The 16,855-nt window shown below is 62.2% G+C and carries 17 protein-coding genes; 4 read left to right on the top strand and 13 right to left on the bottom strand.

Translation table 11 applies throughout. From position 1 onward, the window contains the following. Window positions 1-27 precede the first annotated feature (27 nt). Both VMA74_RS10260 and efp read right to left on the bottom strand, forming a co-directional pair. Window positions 28-1,371, bottom strand: a complete 1,344-nt coding sequence (locus VMA74_RS10260) for a TRZ/ATZ family hydrolase (protein ID WP_325366664.1) — start codon at window positions 1,369-1,371, stop codon at window positions 28-30. 125 nt (window positions 1,372-1,496) lie between these two features. Continuing rightward, on the bottom strand, window positions 1,497-2,066 hold the full coding sequence (efp, locus tag VMA74_RS10255) for an elongation factor P (protein ID WP_325366663.1): 570 nt from the start codon (window positions 2,064-2,066) through the stop codon (window positions 1,497-1,499). Window positions 2,067-2,149: 83 nt separating this feature from the next. On the opposite strand from efp, the gene epmB reads away from it, so the two are divergent. Continuing rightward, window positions 2,150-3,160, top strand: a complete 1,011-nt coding sequence (gene epmB, locus VMA74_RS10250; protein WP_325366662.1) for an EF-P beta-lysylation protein EpmB — start codon at window positions 2,150-2,152, stop codon at window positions 3,158-3,160. A gap of 206 nt (window positions 3,161-3,366) precedes the next feature. Then, window positions 3,367-5,424, top strand: coding sequence for a GGDEF/EAL domain-containing response regulator (locus VMA74_RS10245; RefSeq protein ID WP_325366661.1), 2,058 nt, complete (start codon window positions 3,367-3,369; stop codon window positions 5,422-5,424). Window positions 5,425-5,649: 225 nt separating this feature from the next. On the opposite strand, the gene rplS is transcribed toward VMA74_RS10245, so the two are convergent. From rplS to VMA74_RS10210, 7 genes are all read right to left on the bottom strand, one after another. Further along, window positions 5,650-6,015, bottom strand: a complete 366-nt coding sequence (rplS, locus tag VMA74_RS10240) for a 50S ribosomal protein L19 (protein ID WP_325366660.1) — start codon at window positions 6,013-6,015, stop codon at window positions 5,650-5,652. 18 nt (window positions 6,016-6,033) lie between these two features. After that, the gene (gene trmD / locus VMA74_RS10235) at window positions 6,034-6,819 is read right to left on the bottom strand and encodes a tRNA (guanosine(37)-N1)-methyltransferase TrmD (protein ID WP_325366659.1); all 786 of its coding nucleotides are present in this window, start codon (window positions 6,817-6,819) and stop codon (window positions 6,034-6,036) included. A gap of 7 nt (window positions 6,820-6,826) precedes the next feature. Then, window positions 6,827-7,357, bottom strand: a complete 531-nt coding sequence (gene rimM, locus VMA74_RS10230; RefSeq protein ID WP_325366658.1) for a ribosome maturation factor RimM — start codon at window positions 7,355-7,357, stop codon at window positions 6,827-6,829. Window positions 7,358-7,359: 2 nt separating this feature from the next. Next, complete coding sequence (rpsP, locus tag VMA74_RS10225) at window positions 7,360-7,611, bottom strand: 30S ribosomal protein S16 (protein WP_126685837.1); 252 nt, start codon at window positions 7,609-7,611, stop codon at window positions 7,360-7,362. Window positions 7,612-7,728: 117 nt separating this feature from the next. Then, window positions 7,729-9,120, bottom strand: coding sequence for a signal recognition particle protein (ffh, locus tag VMA74_RS10220; RefSeq protein WP_325366657.1), 1,392 nt, complete (start codon window positions 9,118-9,120; stop codon window positions 7,729-7,731). Window positions 9,121-9,318: 198 nt separating this feature from the next. Further along, complete coding sequence (locus VMA74_RS10215) at window positions 9,319-9,963, bottom strand: SdpI family protein (RefSeq protein WP_325366656.1); 645 nt, start codon at window positions 9,961-9,963, stop codon at window positions 9,319-9,321. Beyond that, a complete protein-coding gene (locus VMA74_RS10210; protein WP_325366655.1) occupies window positions 9,960-10,247 on the bottom strand; it encodes an autorepressor SdpR family transcription factor in 288 nt (95 codons plus the stop codon). The genes VMA74_RS10215 and VMA74_RS10210 overlap by 4 nt, the downstream gene beginning before the upstream one ends. A gap of 114 nt (window positions 10,248-10,361) precedes the next feature. On the opposite strand from VMA74_RS10210, the gene VMA74_RS10205 reads away from it, so the two are divergent. Both VMA74_RS10205 and VMA74_RS10200 read left to right on the top strand, forming a co-directional pair. Beyond that, the gene (locus tag VMA74_RS10205; RefSeq protein ID WP_325366665.1) at window positions 10,362-11,171 is read left to right on the top strand and encodes a cytochrome C assembly family protein; all 810 of its coding nucleotides are present in this window, start codon (window positions 10,362-10,364) and stop codon (window positions 11,169-11,171) included. A gap of 121 nt (window positions 11,172-11,292) precedes the next feature. Beyond that, on the top strand, window positions 11,293-13,539 hold the full coding sequence (locus tag VMA74_RS10200) for a GH92 family glycosyl hydrolase (protein WP_325366654.1): 2,247 nt from the start codon (window positions 11,293-11,295) through the stop codon (window positions 13,537-13,539). A gap of 36 nt (window positions 13,540-13,575) precedes the next feature. Here VMA74_RS10200 and radA read toward each other — a convergent pair whose 3' ends face one another. From radA to alr, 4 genes are all read right to left on the bottom strand, one after another. Continuing rightward, entirely contained in the window at window positions 13,576-14,955 is a 1,380-nt protein-coding gene (gene radA / locus VMA74_RS10195) for a DNA repair protein RadA (protein WP_325366653.1), read from the bottom strand. A 77-nt stretch (window positions 14,956-15,032) separates the two neighbouring features. Then, a complete protein-coding gene (locus tag VMA74_RS10190; protein ID WP_325366652.1) occupies window positions 15,033-15,359 on the bottom strand; it encodes a type II toxin-antitoxin system RelE/ParE family toxin in 327 nt (108 codons plus the stop codon). Beyond that, window positions 15,359-15,634: a type II toxin-antitoxin system Phd/YefM family antitoxin gene (locus tag VMA74_RS10185; protein ID WP_325366651.1), complete on the bottom strand. Its 276-nt coding sequence runs from the start codon at window positions 15,632-15,634 to the stop codon at window positions 15,359-15,361. The genes VMA74_RS10190 and VMA74_RS10185 overlap by 1 nt, the downstream gene beginning before the upstream one ends. A gap of 54 nt (window positions 15,635-15,688) precedes the next feature. After that, the gene (gene alr, locus VMA74_RS10180; RefSeq protein WP_325366650.1) at window positions 15,689-16,777 is read right to left on the bottom strand and encodes an alanine racemase; all 1,089 of its coding nucleotides are present in this window, start codon (window positions 16,775-16,777) and stop codon (window positions 15,689-15,691) included. Window positions 16,778-16,855 lie beyond the last annotated feature (78 nt).

Here is a 16,855-nt window from a genome sequence, read left to right as displayed (position 1 = left end):
GACGCATCAGCATGACGAGAAAACGCTTCATGCTGGATCCAATGCGGCAATGCGCTCCCGCCAGGCATGGGTGCGCGCCATGATGCCGTCCAGATCCATATCCACCAGCTCGCGTGCGGCCAGCTTGCGCTTGCCGGCGATCCATACGTCGGTGACCTGGTGGCGGCCGGTGGCGTAAACCAGCTGCGACACCGCATGGAACAAGGGCTGGGTTTCCAGATCGCTGAGACGAATGGCCGCCAAGTCTGCCTGCTTGCCCGCTTCGATCGAGCCGATGTCGGTATCCAGGCCCAGCGCCTTGGCCGCCTGGATGGTGGCGGTGCGCAGCGCATACTCCGCATCGAATGCAGCGGCATCCTCGGCGACTGCCTTGGCCAGCAGCGCGGCAGTGCGCATTTCGCCGAACATGTCCAGGTCGTTGTTGGAGGCGGTGCCGTCGGTGCCCAACGCAACGTTCACACCGGCCTTGCGCAGCTTTTCCGCGGGGCAAAACCCGGAGGCCAGTTTCAGGTTGGATTCCGGGCAATGCACCACCGACACGCCGGCTTCGGCGCATGCGGCAATTTCCCCCTCGGTAAGCTGGGTCATATGCACGGCGATCAGGCGATCGTTGACCAGACCGAGCTTCTGCAAGCGCTGGAAAGGGCGCAAGCCGCTCTTTTTGCGTTCCTCATCCACCTCGTGCGCGGTTTCATGCAGGTGCAGGTGCACGGGAATATCAAGCTGGTCGGCCAATACGCGAATGCGTTCGAACGATTCGTCGGACACGGTGTACGGCGCATGCGGCCCGAATGCCGTGCCAATCAGCGGATCGTTGCGGAAGCTGTCGTGGGTTTCGCCGGCACGCTCGAAGTATTCGTCCTGCGTGCGTGCCCATGCGGTGGGGAACTGGATCACCGGCAAGGCGATGACAGCGCGGAAACCGTGCTTGCGGTAGGTCGCGCCGATGGCATCCGGAAAGAAATAGTTTTCGTTGGCGCAGGTGGTGCCGCCGCGCAGCATCTCGGCGATGGCCAATTCCACGCCGTCGCGCACGAACTCAGGGCCGATGACCTTGGCTTCCACCGGCCAGATGTGTTGCTGCAGCCAGACCATCAGCGGCAGATCATCGGCGAGACCGCGCATCAGCGTCATCGGGTTGTGGGTATGCGTGTTGATCAGGCCGGGAATCAGCACGTGCTCGCCCAGTTCGACCCGCTCGCGCGGCGCATACGCACTGCGTGCCTCGGCAATCGGCAGGATGGCCGCGATGCGATCGGCATGGATTGCCACCGCATGGTGCTCCAGCACGACGCCGCGCGGTTCGACCGGTATGACCCAACGGGCCTCGATGAGTACATCCACAGGCTGCGGCGCGGTCTGGGTCGTCATGGCGTTCTTTTGTAGGGAGTTGATGTGAAACGGGGCGGCACATCTTACGATGGACCGCCCCGTAGGGTTGCTTATCGTCCTTGCGAAGACTGCGCTCACTATATTGCGTGCTTCGCACCCGTACGTTACTTACCGACGCGGCTGACGTACTCGCCAGTGCGAGTGTCGACCTTGATCACTTCATCCGTGCTGACGAACAGCGGCACACGCACCACGGCGCCGGTTTCCAGCGTTGCCGGCTTGCCACCACCACCGGAGGTATCGCCGCGCAGGCCCGGATCGGTCTCGGTGATCTTGAGCTCCACGAAGTTCGGCGGCTGTACCGCAATGATTTCGCCGTTGAACAGCGTGACGACGCACTCTTCCTCACCCTTGAGCCACTTGGCCGCCTCACCCACGCCAACTTTGCCGGCCTGGTGCTGCTCGAAGCTTTCCTGCTGCATGAAGTGCCAGTATTCGCCGTCGGAATACAGATATTGCATGTCGGTATCGACGACGTCGGCAACTTCGAAGCTGTCGCTGGACTTCATCGTCTGTTCGGTGGTGCGGCCCGTCTTCAGGTTACGGATGAAGATGCGGGTAAATGCCTGACCTTTGCCGGGCTTGATGAAATCGGCGTCGGTGATGACCCACGGGTCATTGTTGTGAAGGATCTTCATACCCTTCTTGACGTCGTTGAGACCGGCGGTGGCCATGCGCTTTGTGCTCCAGATGTGATGCCGCTGGCGGGCGGCTAGAATAGGCATTTCCCGGGCCTGAGCCCGGTTCAAGACTTATCATGATAACCGCAAGCCACGCTGCCCGCCTATCACTGCCCGAGCCCGACTGGCGCGCGCTATGGCGCGAAGCCATTACCGACGCGCACGAATTATTGGCCTCGGTGGGCCTGACTCAGCTTGCCGATTCCCTGCCTGCCGACGACGCCGGCTTCCCGTTGCGCGTGCCCCGCGGCTTTGTCGCTCGCATGCGCACGGGCGACGCCCGCGACCCGCTGCTGTTGCAGGTGTTGCCGCAATTGGCCGAAACACGCGCGACGTCCGGCTTCAGCGCGGATGCCGTGGGTGACCTGGCAGCCCGTTCGGCCAAGGGTGTGCTGCATAAATACCAGGGGCGCGCCTTGCTGATTGCCAGCGGCAGCTGCGCGGTGAACTGCCGCTACTGTTTCCGCCGCCATTTCCCGTATGGCGATGAGATGGCGGCGGCCGGCCAATGGCGCGAGGCGCTGGAACACGTCCGGCAGGATGCATCCATCAGCGAGCTGATCCTATCCGGCGGTGACCCGCTGGCATTGGCCACCGGCAAGCTGGAAGAGCTCAGTCGCGGGTTGGCGGATATCCCTCATGTCACCCGCCTGCGCATCCATACCCGCCTGCCGGTAGTACTGCCCGAGCGTATCGACACGGCTTTCGTCGAATGGTTGAGGGCGCTGCCGCTGCACAAGGTGGTGGTCTTGCATGCCAATCACCCCAATGAATTCGACAGCGCCGTCGACGAGGCTTGCGCACGCCTGCGTGACGCCGGGGCCATGCTGCTCAACCAGGCGGTGCTGCTCAAGGGAATCAATGACGATGCCGATACGCTGATAGCGCTGTCCGAGCGCATGTTTACCGCAGGTGTGCTGCCATACTATCTGCACCAGCTCGATCGCGTGCAGGGCGCGGCGCATTTCGAGGTGACCGATACCCAGGCGCGGGCGCTGATCGAGCACATCCGTGGCCGCCTGCCCGGATACCTGGTACCCAAGCTGGTGCGCGAGGTAGGTGGCGATCCGTCCAAGCGGCCGCTTTGACCGGTCCTTACAGGCCAGCCTGGCGGGCATGTGTTTGACGAAAAACAGGCGGCGGGCAACCGTATGCCTGCACTTCGTCACCAATGCACGCATGGATGCTGGCGGGTCTGCAAGGAATCCGTTAAAACACCCTATAGTGAGTGCCGGCTAGCTCTCGGATGCCTTCCGCGCGAGCAGCCCTTATCGAAGGAAAGCGCGACGCGCCCATGAAGACAGACTCCGTCATCAAGATCCTCTTTATCGAGAATTCGGTCGAGGACGCGGAACACATCAACACCTTGTTGCGTAACGCAGGTATTGCCGTTCGCCCCTCGCGGGCCACCACCATCGAACAGGTCCATTCCGCGCTGGAGGAACTCGGTCCCGACGTGGTCCTGTACAACCCGACCGTCAGCGGCGTGTCGTTACGCGGCGTCGCCCAGCAGATTGACGCCAGTTCCCGCGACATCGCCCTGATCGCCTGCGTAGCGAAAATCGACGAGCAGAGCGTGGCGGACATGTTCCAGGACGGGGTGGTGCATGGGGTCGGTTCGCGCAGCCAGCCCAAGCAGCTGATCACCGTCATCCGGCGCGAATTCGAATCGCTGCACGCACGCCGCCAGGTACGGCGGCTGGAGACTGCGCTGCGCGAGTCGGAGCGTCGCTGCGATGCCTTGCTGGACTCGTCCAACGATCCCATCGCCTACGTGCACGAAGGCATGCATGTGCGCGCCAACCGCTCTTATCTGGATACGTTCGGCTACACCGACTACGACGACCTGCTGGGCCTGCCGGTACTGGACCTGATCGGTCCGGCCGACGCGGAAGCCTTCAAGGGCCTATTGCGTGCGCTGTCGAAGGGCGAGAAGGCCGAATACCGCCTGGAGCTGCACGCACGTCGCGCGGATGGCAGTACCTTCCCGGCCACGGCCGAGTTCGCGCATGCCACCTTCGAAGGCGAGCCTTGCCTGCAGATCGTGTTCCGGCGGCAGCAGATCGATCCGGCACTGGTGGAGCAACTGCAGCGCGACCCGGTCACCGGTTTGTTCAACCGCGCACGCACGCTGGAATGCATCGACAACGCCGTGGCCGCCGCCAGCGAGGGCCGCAAAGGCCAGACGATGCTGCTGATCGAGCCGGACAACTGGGCGCATATCGTCAACAACGTTGGCCTGGGCAAGGCCGACGAACTGCTGGCTGCCTTCGCGCGTCGCGTCAGCAGTCAGCTTGGACAGGAAGACATCGCCGGCCTGCTCGCCGAACACACCATCGGCGTGATCCTGCATACGGAAACCGACGAAGCCATACGCACCTGGATCGATGGCCTGCAAAAAGCCGTTTCCAGCGGCATCTTCGACCTCGGCACCCAATCGATCACGCTGACTGCCAGCATCGGGGGCAGTCTGCTGGGCGAGAAGAACGCCAACGCCGAGATGCTGCTGAATCAGGCCGGCCAGGCGCTGCGCAGCGCACAGGGCCAGGGCGGCAATCGCAGCGAACTGCACGATCCGGCCGCCAGGGAAAAGGCCGACTCCGAACGCGAGCGCAATTGGCTGAACCTGCTGCGTCGCGCGCTCACGCAGAACGAATTCGCGCTCTATCACCAGCAGACCATCAGCCTGCAGGACGCCGAAGGCGATTATTCCGAAATTCTGCTGCGCATGAACGGTCCGCAGGGCGAAGTCTCGCCCGGCTTCTTCATGCCGATTGCGGAGAAATACGGCCTCAATGCCGAGATCGACCGCTGGGTGCTCAACCAGGCCATCCATGCGCTCAAGGCGCGCGACCGGCACGGCGTTCCGACCACGTTCTTCGTCAAGCTCACGCCGGATTCCATGCAACAGCAAGCCAATTTGCTGCCGTGGCTGGATCGCGTGTTGAAACAGGCCGGCCTGAAGCACGGCCGCCTGGTGCTGGAAATGACCGAGAGCAAGGTGGTGACGATGCTACGGCCCGCGCAGGAGTTCATCAGCGCGTGGAAGAAACTCGGCGGCTCCTTTGCGCTGGAACAGTTCGGCTCAGGCCTCAATTCGTTCCAGCTACTCAGCCATATCGATGCGGATTACCTGAAGATCGACCGCAGTTTCATGGCCGACCTGCCGCAACACCCGGAAAACCAGAAAAAGATCACCGAGATCTGCCAGCAGGCGCACGAAATGAAGCGCCTGACGGTAGCCGAATGGGTGGAAGATGCCGCCAGCACGTCGCTGCTGTTCGCCTGCGGTGTGGATTTCGTGCAGGGCAACTTCCTGCAGGAGCCGCAGCCGCTCATGGTGAACGTGTAGCGATGTCAGCGGTCTGACCTCCGTTACGTCCTTGTCGCCGGCGTCGCGCAGCGCCTGCTTGAGTATGCGCAGTGCGTTGGCGCAGCGTCGCCCCAGAAGGCTGATCACTTCGGTGACTCAAGTCCCTGGGGGGCCCTGCCTTCATCCCTACGTGCTTTGACGCAGGAAGGAAAACAAAACCCGCGGATCGCTCCGCGGGTCTCGTGTCTACAGCATAGGCTGAAATCAATCGGTTGACGTGGAAGCGCCAATATCTTCCTTGATGCGCGCTGCCTTGCCTTCGAGATTACGCAGGTAGTACAGCTTGGCGCCGCGCACCTTGCCCTTGCGCTTCACCTGCACCGATTCGATGCTGGGGCTGTGTGCCTGGAACACGCGTTCCACACCCGTGCCGTGCGAGATCTTGCGCACGGTGAAGGCCGAATGCAGGCCGCGGCTGCGCTTGGCAATCACGACGCCCTCGAACGCCTGCACGCGCTCGCGGTTGCCTTCCTTCACCTTGACGTTGACCACCACGGTGTCGCCAGGGCCGAACTCCGGCAGCTGGCGGGTGATCTGCTCGGCTTCGAACTGTTCGATGATCTTGTTCATGACAACACCTGTCTTTGTTCAATGACTGCGGTCTTCATCGGCCGCATCGTTTTGCCGTGGCGTGGCTTGCGCATGCTCACGGCGGAATTCATCCAACAGCGCGCGTGACTCTTTGTCCAGCGCGCGCTGCGCCAATAAATCGGGACGTCTCAACCACGTTCGTCCCAGCGATTGCTTCAGGCGCCAGCGGCGAATGGCCGCGTGATCACCGGAAAGCAGCACCTCCGGTACGTCGCCCAGTGCATCATGCACCGGTTTTGCGTAGTGCGGGCAATCGAGCAAGCCGTTCGAGAAGGAATCCTGCTCGGCGGATTGCGCGTCGTTCAACGCGCCTTCCTGCAAGCGGCCCACCGCGTCGATGACTACTGCGGCGCCCAGCTCGCCACCGGACAGCACATAGTCGCCGATGGACAGCTCTTCGTCGACCTCGTGCACCAGCAAACGCTCGTCCACACCTTCGTAACGACCGCAGAGCAAAGCGAGGCGCGGCATCTTGGCCAGCGCTTCCACCCTGCCTTGCGTCAGCCGCGCTCCTTGCGGACTGAGGTAAATCACGTGCACCGGTTCCGGTGCCGCCTCGCGCATCGCCGCAAGGGTTTTGCGCAGAGGCTCGATCAGCATCACCATCCCGGGACCACCGCCGCAGGTGCGGCCATCCACGGTACGGTAATTGTCGGTGGCGTAATCGCGCGGATTCCAGGCTTCCACCTGCAGCAGCTCGCGCTGCTGCGCGCGTCCTACGACGCCAACGGCAGCGCACTGGCGCATGAAGTCCGGAAACAGCGTGACGACATCGATGCGCATAGGATCCTTAGAACTCGGGATCCCAGTCCACCACCATGCGCCCGCCGGAAATATCCACCGAACGCACGTACACACCCTGGACGAAAGGAACCAGCCGCTCGCGCTCGCCATCCCTTACGACCACCACGTCGTTGGCGCCGGTCGCGAACAGATGACTCACGCGTCCCAACCCTACGCCTTCGGTGGTGACGACCTCGAGACCTTCGAGATCGACCCAGTAATACTCATCCTTGCCGGGCGGTGGCAGCAGTTCGCGGGCGACATAGATGTCCTGCCCCACCAGTGCTGCGGCACCTTCCCGATCGTCCACCCCAGGCAGTTTGGCGATGAGGCCCTTGCCCTGGGGACGACCGCTGACACCCTTGATCTCCCTGGTGTTGATCTCCAAGCCCTCGCCCGGCGCCGAGATGAGCTGCCAGGGCTGATACTTGAAGATCTGCACGCGGGGCTCGGTCCAGGATTCCACCTTGATCCAGCCCTGCACGCCGTACAGTCCGACGATGCGTCCAACCAGGACGCGTCGACCGGCTGCGGTCATGCTCAAGCAGCCTGCTTGGCGGCTTCCTTCACCAACGAGGCAACCTTGTCGCTCAGCTGAGCGCCCTTGGCCACCCACTCCTGCACACGCGCCACGTTCAGCTCAAGACGCTTGTCCTTGCCAGCGGCAACCGGGTTGTAGAAACCCACATTCTCGATGCTGCGGCCGTCACGCGCGCTGCGCGAGTCGGTCACAACGACGTGGTAGAACGGACGGCCCTTGGCGCCGCCGCGCGAAAGACGAATCTTGACCATAGTAAAAAGCTCCAGAGTTGCCGATATGTCCGGCAAGCACGTCCTAGGCCGGACGCGGTAAACGCGACATTTTAATGAAATTCGTGGAAAAAGGAAGGGGCTGGCGGTTCAGCCAGCTCAACGCATCGGCGGGAACCCGCCACCCATGCCGCCCATGCCGCCCATGCCCTTCATGGCACCGCGCATCTGCCGCAGCAGCCCCTTGCTGCCGCCCTTGGAAAGCTTGGACATCATCTTTTCCATCTGCATGTACTGCTTCAGCAGGCGGTTGACGTCGGCCGGCTCCGTGCCGGAGCCACGCGCCACGCGGGCGCGGCGGGAACCGTTGAGTAAATCCGGATGGCGGCGCTCTTTCTTGGTCATCGAACTGATGATCGCGATCATGCGCTTGATCTCGCCATCGTTGACCTTGGATTTCACGTTCTCAGGCAACGCGGAGACACCCGGCAGCTTGTCCATCAAGCCAGCCAGGCCGCCCATATTGTTCATCTGCTCAAGCTGGTCGCGCATGTCGTTGAGATCGAAGCGTTTGCCCTTCATCACCTTGGTGGCGAGCTTTTGCGCCTTTTCCTGATCGACCTTGCGCTCCACTTCCTCGACCAACGACAGCACGTCGCCCATGCCGAGGATGCGCTGCGCGACGCGATCGGGGTAGAACGGCTCCAGTGCGTCGGTCTTCTCGCCCGCACCAAGGAACTTGATCGGCCGGCCGGTGACATAGCGCACGGAGAGGGCTGCGCCGCCACGGGCATCGCCATCGGTCTTGGTCAGCACCACACCGGTGAGCGGTAGCGCGTCAGCAAAAGCCTTGGCGGTGTTGGCCGCATCCTGGCCGGTCATCGAGTCGACCACAAACAGGGTTTCGATGGGATTGATCGCAGCATGCAGCGCCTTGATCTCCGCCATCATGGCCTCGTCGACATGCAAACGGCCGGCGGTGTCCACCAACAGCACGTCCATCACTTCCTTGCGTGCGGCGGCGATCGCCGCCTTGGCGATGTCGACCGGATTCTGGCTGCCTTCGGAGGGGAAGAACCGCACACCCACCTGCTCAGCCAGCGTGCGCAACTGCTCGATCGCCGCCGGACGGTACACGTCGCAGCTCACCACCATCACGCGCTTTTTCTTGCGCTCGATGAGAAAGCGCGCCAGCTTGGCCACCGTGGTGGTTTTACCGGCGCCCTGCAGACCCGCCATCAGCACCACGGCCGGCGGCTGCTGCGCGAGGTTCAGTTCGGCATTGGCCGTTCCCATGACGGCGGTCAGCTCGTCACTAACCACCTTCACCAGCGCCTGGCCAGGCGACAGGCTCTTGAGCACGTCCTGGCCCACCGCGCGCACCTTGACACGCTCGATCAGCGCCTGCACCACCGGCAGCGCCACGTCGGCTTCCAGCAGGGCGATACGCACTTCGCGCAGCGATTCGCGGATGTTTTCCTCGGTCAATCGGCCGCGGCCGCGCAGACGGTTGACGGTGGCGGAAAGGCGCTGGCTGAGGGATTCGAACATAAGGGGAATTTGGCAAAGCAAAATGGACTGGCAACTATACCAGAGCCGTCCTTTTTCTCAGGGCAGTGCGCCCTGATCCAGGAGACGATGTCCTGCAACGCCTGTGCCCGGACATGGCCAAGCTTGGCGCAGTCGGCCACGGCCAACAAACCTGCCTGCAACGCGCTCTTGGAACATCCACGCCTCCTCCCTGCCCGCTCAATGACGCGCCTCCAGACGCCGATATAACGCGTACGAGTAGATCGCCGGAATCAGCGCGGCGCACAGCATCATCCCCACCATCAGCAGCATCGGCGCGCCAGCGAGCGCAATCGCGATGACCACCGCGCCTGCCAGCATAAACAGCCACCCGCCCATGCGATGCGTGCGCTCCCATGCCGCATCGCTGGCAAGCGTCCACGGCGTGCGGATGCCGATGAAAAAATTCTTGCGCAACTTGCCCATGTAATTGCCCACGACCATCCACAGCACGCCGGTCCCAAGCATGCAAATCAGCGGCATTCGTACCGCATGACCGGTCGCATTCAGCAACAGGGCCAAAGCCGAAATCAGCACGAATATCTGCACTGCGAGCATGACAAGCACAAAGACCGAAACAAATGGCGTGATCTCATAGCTACGCGGCGAGATGGCGGGCAATAAAAGCGTGATTGCGGCCAGTATGGCTATCACGATCATCGGGGTCGCCACGGCGCCGAGCGGCGACATGTAACCGTTGACCCGGCCCTGCGCATTCCAATGCGTAGGAACGCGCGCCGGCATATGCGGATATAGCCACACAAACGCGGCCAGCAGGATGAGCAGGAACAGGGCCGATACAAGCAACGTGCGTACGGGTTTCATCGTTTGCCTCCTCGCACTGCGGCGGATGGAAATAGATCGAGCACCATGCGGGTAAGGTCTTCCATCACGGTGCTGTTGAGCGAATAGACGATGTACTGGCCGCGCCGCTCGGTACGAACGAGGTCTGCGTGTTTGAGCACGGTGAAGTGATGCGACAGTGATGCACCGGTAATGTCGAAGACTTCCCCGAGTTCGCCCGCACTCATTGGACCGCCGTGCAGCCGCTTGAGGATGGCGCGGCGCGTGGGATCGGCAAGAGCGCGGAAGACGGCTTGCTGCTTCATGGGTGCAGCGGGCTCCGATTTGCGTGTGTAGATATTTAGACAAATTTCTAAATATCGCAAGTACCGACTTCACCGCGTTCACCATCCCCCAGCCCTGTGCCACACTTGCACGCCATGCTAGCCGCCCTTTCCGTCTTCGCCATTGCCTGCTACCTGCTCGCCAGCGGATTGCTGGCGTGGCCGCTGTTCAACGGTAACGCCGCCGCACCGACAAAGCTGGCACGTCCGGCACTGCTCATCGCCACGGTTGCGGTAGCGGCACACGCCGCCTGGCTGCTGGCATCCCACCGCGGGGCATTGGATCTGCACTTCTTTGCCGCGCTGTCATTGGTGGCGTGCGTGGTATCGGCGCTGACGCTCGCCGTGAATCTCACCCGCCCGGTGGCGGCGCTGGGGGTGATCGTATTCCCGCTCAGTGCGCTGCTGTTGTTCGTCGACAGTTTTCTCGCTCCACCGACCATGCCCATCTCAATGGATTGGCATATCAAGCTGCACGTGACCGTCGCGCTGCTCGCATTCAGCGTGCTCTCCATCGCCGCAGCCATGGCCATCCTGCTTGCCATCCAGGAACGAGCACTTCGGCACCGTCATATCACCCCTTGGCTGAGCGCGCTGCCACCGCTGACGCTGACCGAATCGTTGCTGTTCCGTCTGATCGGCGCCGGCTTCGCGCTGCTCACAGTAGCGCTTCTCACCGGCATCCTGTTCGTCAACAACCTGTTCGGCCAGCACCTGGTGCACAAGACGGTGCTGTCGATCATCGCCTGGCTGGTGTTCGGCGCCCTGCTCTATGGCCGTTGGAAACATGGATGGCGCGGACGCAGTGCGGTGAACCTCACGCTGATCGGCATGAGCGTGCTGGTGTTGGCGTTCTTCGGGTCGAAATTCGTGCTGGAAGTGATCCTGCATCGCGCGGTGGATTAACGCGGCAGCTTATCCTCATCCCGAAGCGCGGCTGGGCCACATCCAAACGACCCTTCCAACATGCGTTCGCCGTGCACATGTCATTGCAAACCGAAGAGGTCTACCGGTGTCCCGAATCAGAATGGCTCGTATCGATATCAAGCGCGCATGCTTTGCTATCGTATTTTCCGTCGTGACGGGCACGGCATTGGCCGGCCAAACCAACGCCCCCACCACGCCAGTGGACTGGGTGAATACATTTATCGGCACAGGCGGCGAGGGCGCGGAATACGGGGGCACCATGCCGCTGGTCACCACCCCGTTCGGCATGACCAACTGGACCGCGCAAACGCGGCAGAACCGCATCAGCGTCAGTTCCTACGAGTACCACGATAGCTATATCCAGGGTTTTATCGGCACGCATCAGCCGGCCATCTGGATGGGCGATTTCGGCTACGTCACGCTGATGCCCGAGATCAGCGACGGCGTCAACTATGCGCCGGAAGCACGCCGGCTGGCCTTCAGCCACCAGGATGAAATCAGCACACCGTACTACTACGCGGTGACGATGCACGACCAGGCGTCGCAGCCCGTTCGCGCCGAAATCACCGCCACCGCTCATGCCGGCTATCTACGCTTCACCTATCCGCGCAACGCCAAGGCAAAGGTCCTGATCGAAGCGACGCGTCCCGGCATCGAAGGCTTCGTGCGCATCGACGCCAGCCGTAACGAAATCGTCGGCTACAACCCCGACCGCATGGATGCGCACCTGGGCCCGCTCAAACTGCCCAACTTCAAAGGCTACTTCGTGGTGCGCTTCAAGCAACCGTTCACGGTCGCAAAGGTCTACGAAGGCGCGCTGACCTGGCCGGACAAGCAGGAAGTAAAGGGCGACAACGTCGGTGCTTTCGCCAGTTTCGATACCAGCCATGACACGGTGGTGGATGCGCAGGTGGGCACCTCCTTCATCAGCATCGAACAGGCACGCGCCAATCTCGACGCGGAAATGCCTAGCTGGAACTTCGATGCCCTGCGCGATGCACTGAAGGCCACGTGGAACCAGAAGCTCGGCGTCGCCGCCATCGAAGGCGCCACCGACGATCAACGCCGGATTTTCTACACCGGCCTGTATCACGCCCTGCTCTACCCCAGGCTGATGTCCGAACAAGGCCGCTACTACAGCGCATTCGACGACACCGTGCATAACGGCACCTCATACACCGCCTATTCGATCTGGGATATTTTCCGCGCCGAAAACAGCCTGTTGACGATCTTCGCCCCCGAACGTATCAACGGCATGGTGCAGGCCCTGCTGCAGGATTACCAGCAAGGCGGCTGGATGCCGAAGTGGCCCAATCCTTCCTACACCAACATCATGATCGGCACGCATGCCGATTCGCTGGTGGCCGAAGCCATCAACAAGGGCTTCAAGGGTTTCGGCTACCGCCTGGCGTATGAAGCCGTGCACAAGGATGCAACCGTGCCGCCCGATGGCGATACCACGCGCCGTTGGTTCGACCGGGAGCCGCATACGCCTTACGAGGCGCGCGCCGGGCTTACTTACGCGCAGAAGCTGGGGTACATCCCCGCCGACAAGATTTCCGAATCCGCCTCCAGCACGCAGGAAGAAGCGTATGACGACTACGCCGTAGCGCAGGTGGCCAAGGCGGTCGGCAAGACGGATGACTACCGCTTCTTCCTGCACCGCTCGACCCACTATCGCAACTTGTTCAATCCTGCGCGCGGCTTCATGCAGGCCCGCAACAGCGATGGCAGTTGGGCATCGCCGGAAGACGGCTGGACCGAGGGCGATCAATGGGTCTACCTGTTCGCCGCCCTGCACGACATTCCGGGGGTTGTGAACCTGCTCGGCGGCCCGCAAGCCGCATCCGCCAAACTCGACCAGCACTTCAACGGCGGACACAACCGCCACGACAACGAGCCCAGCCATCACTACGGCTATCTCTACGACTACACCGGTGAGCCGTGGAAGACCCAGGCGCGCGTGCGCGAGATCGCGCAGGACGCCTATTCCAATACCATCGGCGGCATCCTCGGCAACGAGGATTGCGGACAGATGTCGGCCTGGTACGTATTCACCGCGATGGGCTTTTATCCGCTCAACCCCGCCTCAGGCGATTACGTGATCGGCAGCCCGCTGTTCACCCACGTCAGCTTGAACCTTCCCAATGGCAAGCGCTTCCAGATCAACGCAGCGAACAATTCCGCGCAGAATATTTACATCCAGTCGGTCACGTTCAATGGCAAACCGCTGGATGTGCCCGTCATCTCCTATGCGCAGATCGAAGCCGGCGGCACGTTGAATTTCGTGATGGGTCCCAAACCTTCCCGGTGGGGAGCGGATTGGCATCCGCAGGCGCTGCACTGAGCAGGAATCGATTTGCTTGATGCAGCATGAGCCGTCTTAGCGACAGGCATCGATCGCCTGGGCCAATCGCTCCACGCCGATCACTTCCATCTCGCCCACGCGCCCCTTCTTCGGCGCATTCGCCTTCGGCACGATGGCGCGCTGGAAACCGTGATGCGCGGCTTCCTTCAGGCGCTCTTCGCCATTGGGCACCGGGCGGATTTCGCCGGAAAGACCCACTTCGCCGAAGGTGATGGCTTTTTCCGGAAGCGGCCGATCGCGCAGCGACGAAAGCACCGCCAGCAGCACGGGCAGGTCGGCTGCCGTTTCCTGCACGCGAATACCACCGACGACGTTGACGAAAACATCCTGATCGTAGGCAGCGACGCCGCCATGGCGATGCAGCACGGCCAGCAGCATCGCAAGGCGATTCTGTTCCAGGCCCAGCGCCACGCGCCGCGGATTGCCCAGCGAAGACTGATCCACCAGCGCCTGCACTTCCACCAGCAGCGGCCGCGTGCCTTCACGCGTGACCATCACGGCACTGCCGGAAGTGGGACCGCTGTGCGCGGAGAGAAAAATGGCGGAAGGGTTCGGGACTTCGCGCAAGCCTTTTTCGGACATGGCGAACACACCCAATTCGTTCACCGCCCCGAAACGATTCTTGAAAGCGCGCAGCACGCGGAAGCGGCTGCCGGATTCGCCTTCGAAATAGAGCACGGCATCGACCATGTGTTCGAGCACGCGCGGTCCGGCAATACCGCCTTCCTTGGTAACGTGGCCGACCAGGAAAACCGAGGTGCCGGTTTCCTTGGCGAAACGGGTGAGCTTGGCGGCGGATTCACGCACCTGGCTCACCGAACCGGGCGCGGCCGTAAGCAGCTCGGTCCAGATCGTCTGGATGGAGTCGATCACCAGCACGCGCGGCCGGGTAGCGGCGATCTGATCGAGGATGCGCTCGATACCGGTTTCGGCCAGGGCATGCAACGGCTGCAAAGGAAGATCGAGCCGCTGCGCGCGAGCGGCCACCTGCGCCAGCGACTCTTCGCCGGTGACGTACACGCTGGAAAGCTGTTCACCGAGCTTGCCGAGCATCTGCAACAGCAGCGTGGATTTGCCGATGCCGGGGTCGCCGCCGACCAGCACGACCGAGCCATCGACCAGGCCGCCGCCCAGCACGCGATCGAGTTCACCAATACCGGTCAAGGTGCGCGACTCGGCCGTCACCAACACATCCGTGAGCGGCGTGATACGCGCCACACCATTGGCGGCACCCGCATAACCGCCCTGCCTAGCCGCGGCGACGGATTTGCTCGCGGGCTGCACGACGAATTCGGACAACGTGTTCCACGCGCCACATTCCAGGCACTGGCCTTGCCACTTGTTGTGTTCGGCGCCGCAATCGGCGCAGACGTAGGCGGTTTTGGCTTTGGCCATGGCGGATTATCTGCATGAGGTGATGAAAAGGAATTTAGCGCGCTGTCATCGCAATCCGCGAGACAACGCAATGACGCCTACGCATCAAGCAAACGCTGGGTAAGCAGCGAACTCATGTTGCGACGCCCATCGGCAATGAGATGGATGATGATGTTGTCTCGCTCCATGGCGTAAATGACACGCCACGGATGATGAATGACCTGCCTGAACTGCATCAGCCCCAACGCCGCCAGTTCACGCGGACGGTTTCCTCGCTCTGGAAATTCAGCCAATGCCTTGGCGAGATTCAAGATCCGGTCTGCAACGCGCTCGGCATGAATGACCGAATCGTGCTCGGCGATGTAGCTGCAGATATCTTCCAGGTCCCGTTTGGCATCGTCGGTCAACAATACCCCCAGGGGCATTATTTCTGTCTCCATTGCTTGCGCAGGTTCGCGATGACGTCCTCGATGGGTGTCACTTTGCCTTCTTCGACTTGCCGCTGGCCACGGGCGAGTATCTTCAGCAATGCCAGCGTTTCCTGCGTCTTCTCGTAGGAAGCGATGTCCTGGATCACTGCCTTGGCTTCACCGTTCTGCGTGATGATCATCGGCTCGTGCGTTTCGGCGAGCTGCTCAAGCACTTCGGCCGCATTGGCTTTCAGGTAACTGATCGGCTTGATCTGTGATGCGAGGCCCATGGCTTTACTTTCCCGACTCGGCTGGACTGAATATAGTCCTTTACTGGTCCTTCCTCAATTTTCGTCCTCGACGAAAAGTACGCGGCGGGTCATCCCGCAGGTCAAGTCATAGCTGATCGTGCCGGCTTGTGCGGCGACGGTTTCCACAGGCAGCTCCGGCCCCCATAGGACCACACGATCGCCCACCCGCGCCTCCGGCGCATCGCGCAGGTCGAGCGTAATCAGGTCCATCGAGACACGGCCGATCAGCGATACGCATCGCTGCCCCACCAGCACTGGCGTGGCGGCTGCCGCGCTGCGCGGATAACCATCGCCGTAGCCGACAGCCGCAACGCCGACGGGCATGTCTTCCGGGCACTCCCATAGCCCGTTGTAGCCGATGCGCTCACCGCGTTTGATCGCGTTGATGGCGATCAGGCGAGTGGCCAGCGTCATGGCGGGCCGGAACCCGAAATCGGTGCCGCTTCTGCCGTCCACCACGGACAACCCATAAAGCAGGCCCCCTGTGCGCACCCAGTCACCACGTGCTTCAGGCCAGCCCAGGACGGCGGCGGAGTTGGAAAGCGAACGTGGACCGGAAAGGTGACGGGTTGCGGCCTGAAACCGCTCGATCTGCTGGCGAGTGCGATCGCCGCCGAAGACTTCGGATTCGGCGAAATGCGTCATCAATCCAATATCCGGATCGATCCCGGGCATCGCCGCCAGTTGCGCATGCACGGCCACTGCGCGCTCGGGCGCAAAGCCGAGCCGATGCATGCCACTGTCGACTTTCAGCCATACGCGCAGGCGGCCACGCGCCGGCGATGCCTCCGACAACCATTGCAGCTGACTGTCGTGGTGGATGGCGGCATCAAGGCCGAGTCGTTGCATTTCCGCGATATCGCCCGCCTGGTCGGGTCCCGACAACACCACGATGCGCTGCCGATGCCCCGCTGCGCGCAAGCGCAGACCGTCCCCTAGCGATGCCACGGCAAACGCGTCGGCGGCACCGTCCAGCGCACGCGCTACGCGTTCAAGGCCATGCCCGTATGCATCAGCCTTGACCACCGCCATGACCTGGGCCGGCGCTGACAACTGCTTGATTCGCGCAAGGTTGTGGCGCAATGCGCCAAGATGGATGGTGGCGACGGTAGTGCGGCTCATGAGGCTTGCATGGGTGAAAAGCGGTTCCTGGCAAACGTGAATAGCATGGCAAGCGCGCCCTTCGCCCGACTCTCTACC

The sequence above is a fragment of the Dyella sp. genome, assembly GCF_035508675.1.
In the GTDB taxonomy this organism is placed as follows: Bacteria; Pseudomonadota; Gammaproteobacteria; order Xanthomonadales; family Rhodanobacteraceae; genus Dyella_B.
The sequence above is the reverse complement of the archived record's forward strand: the minus strand, read 5'-3'. Positions and strand labels throughout refer to the sequence as shown.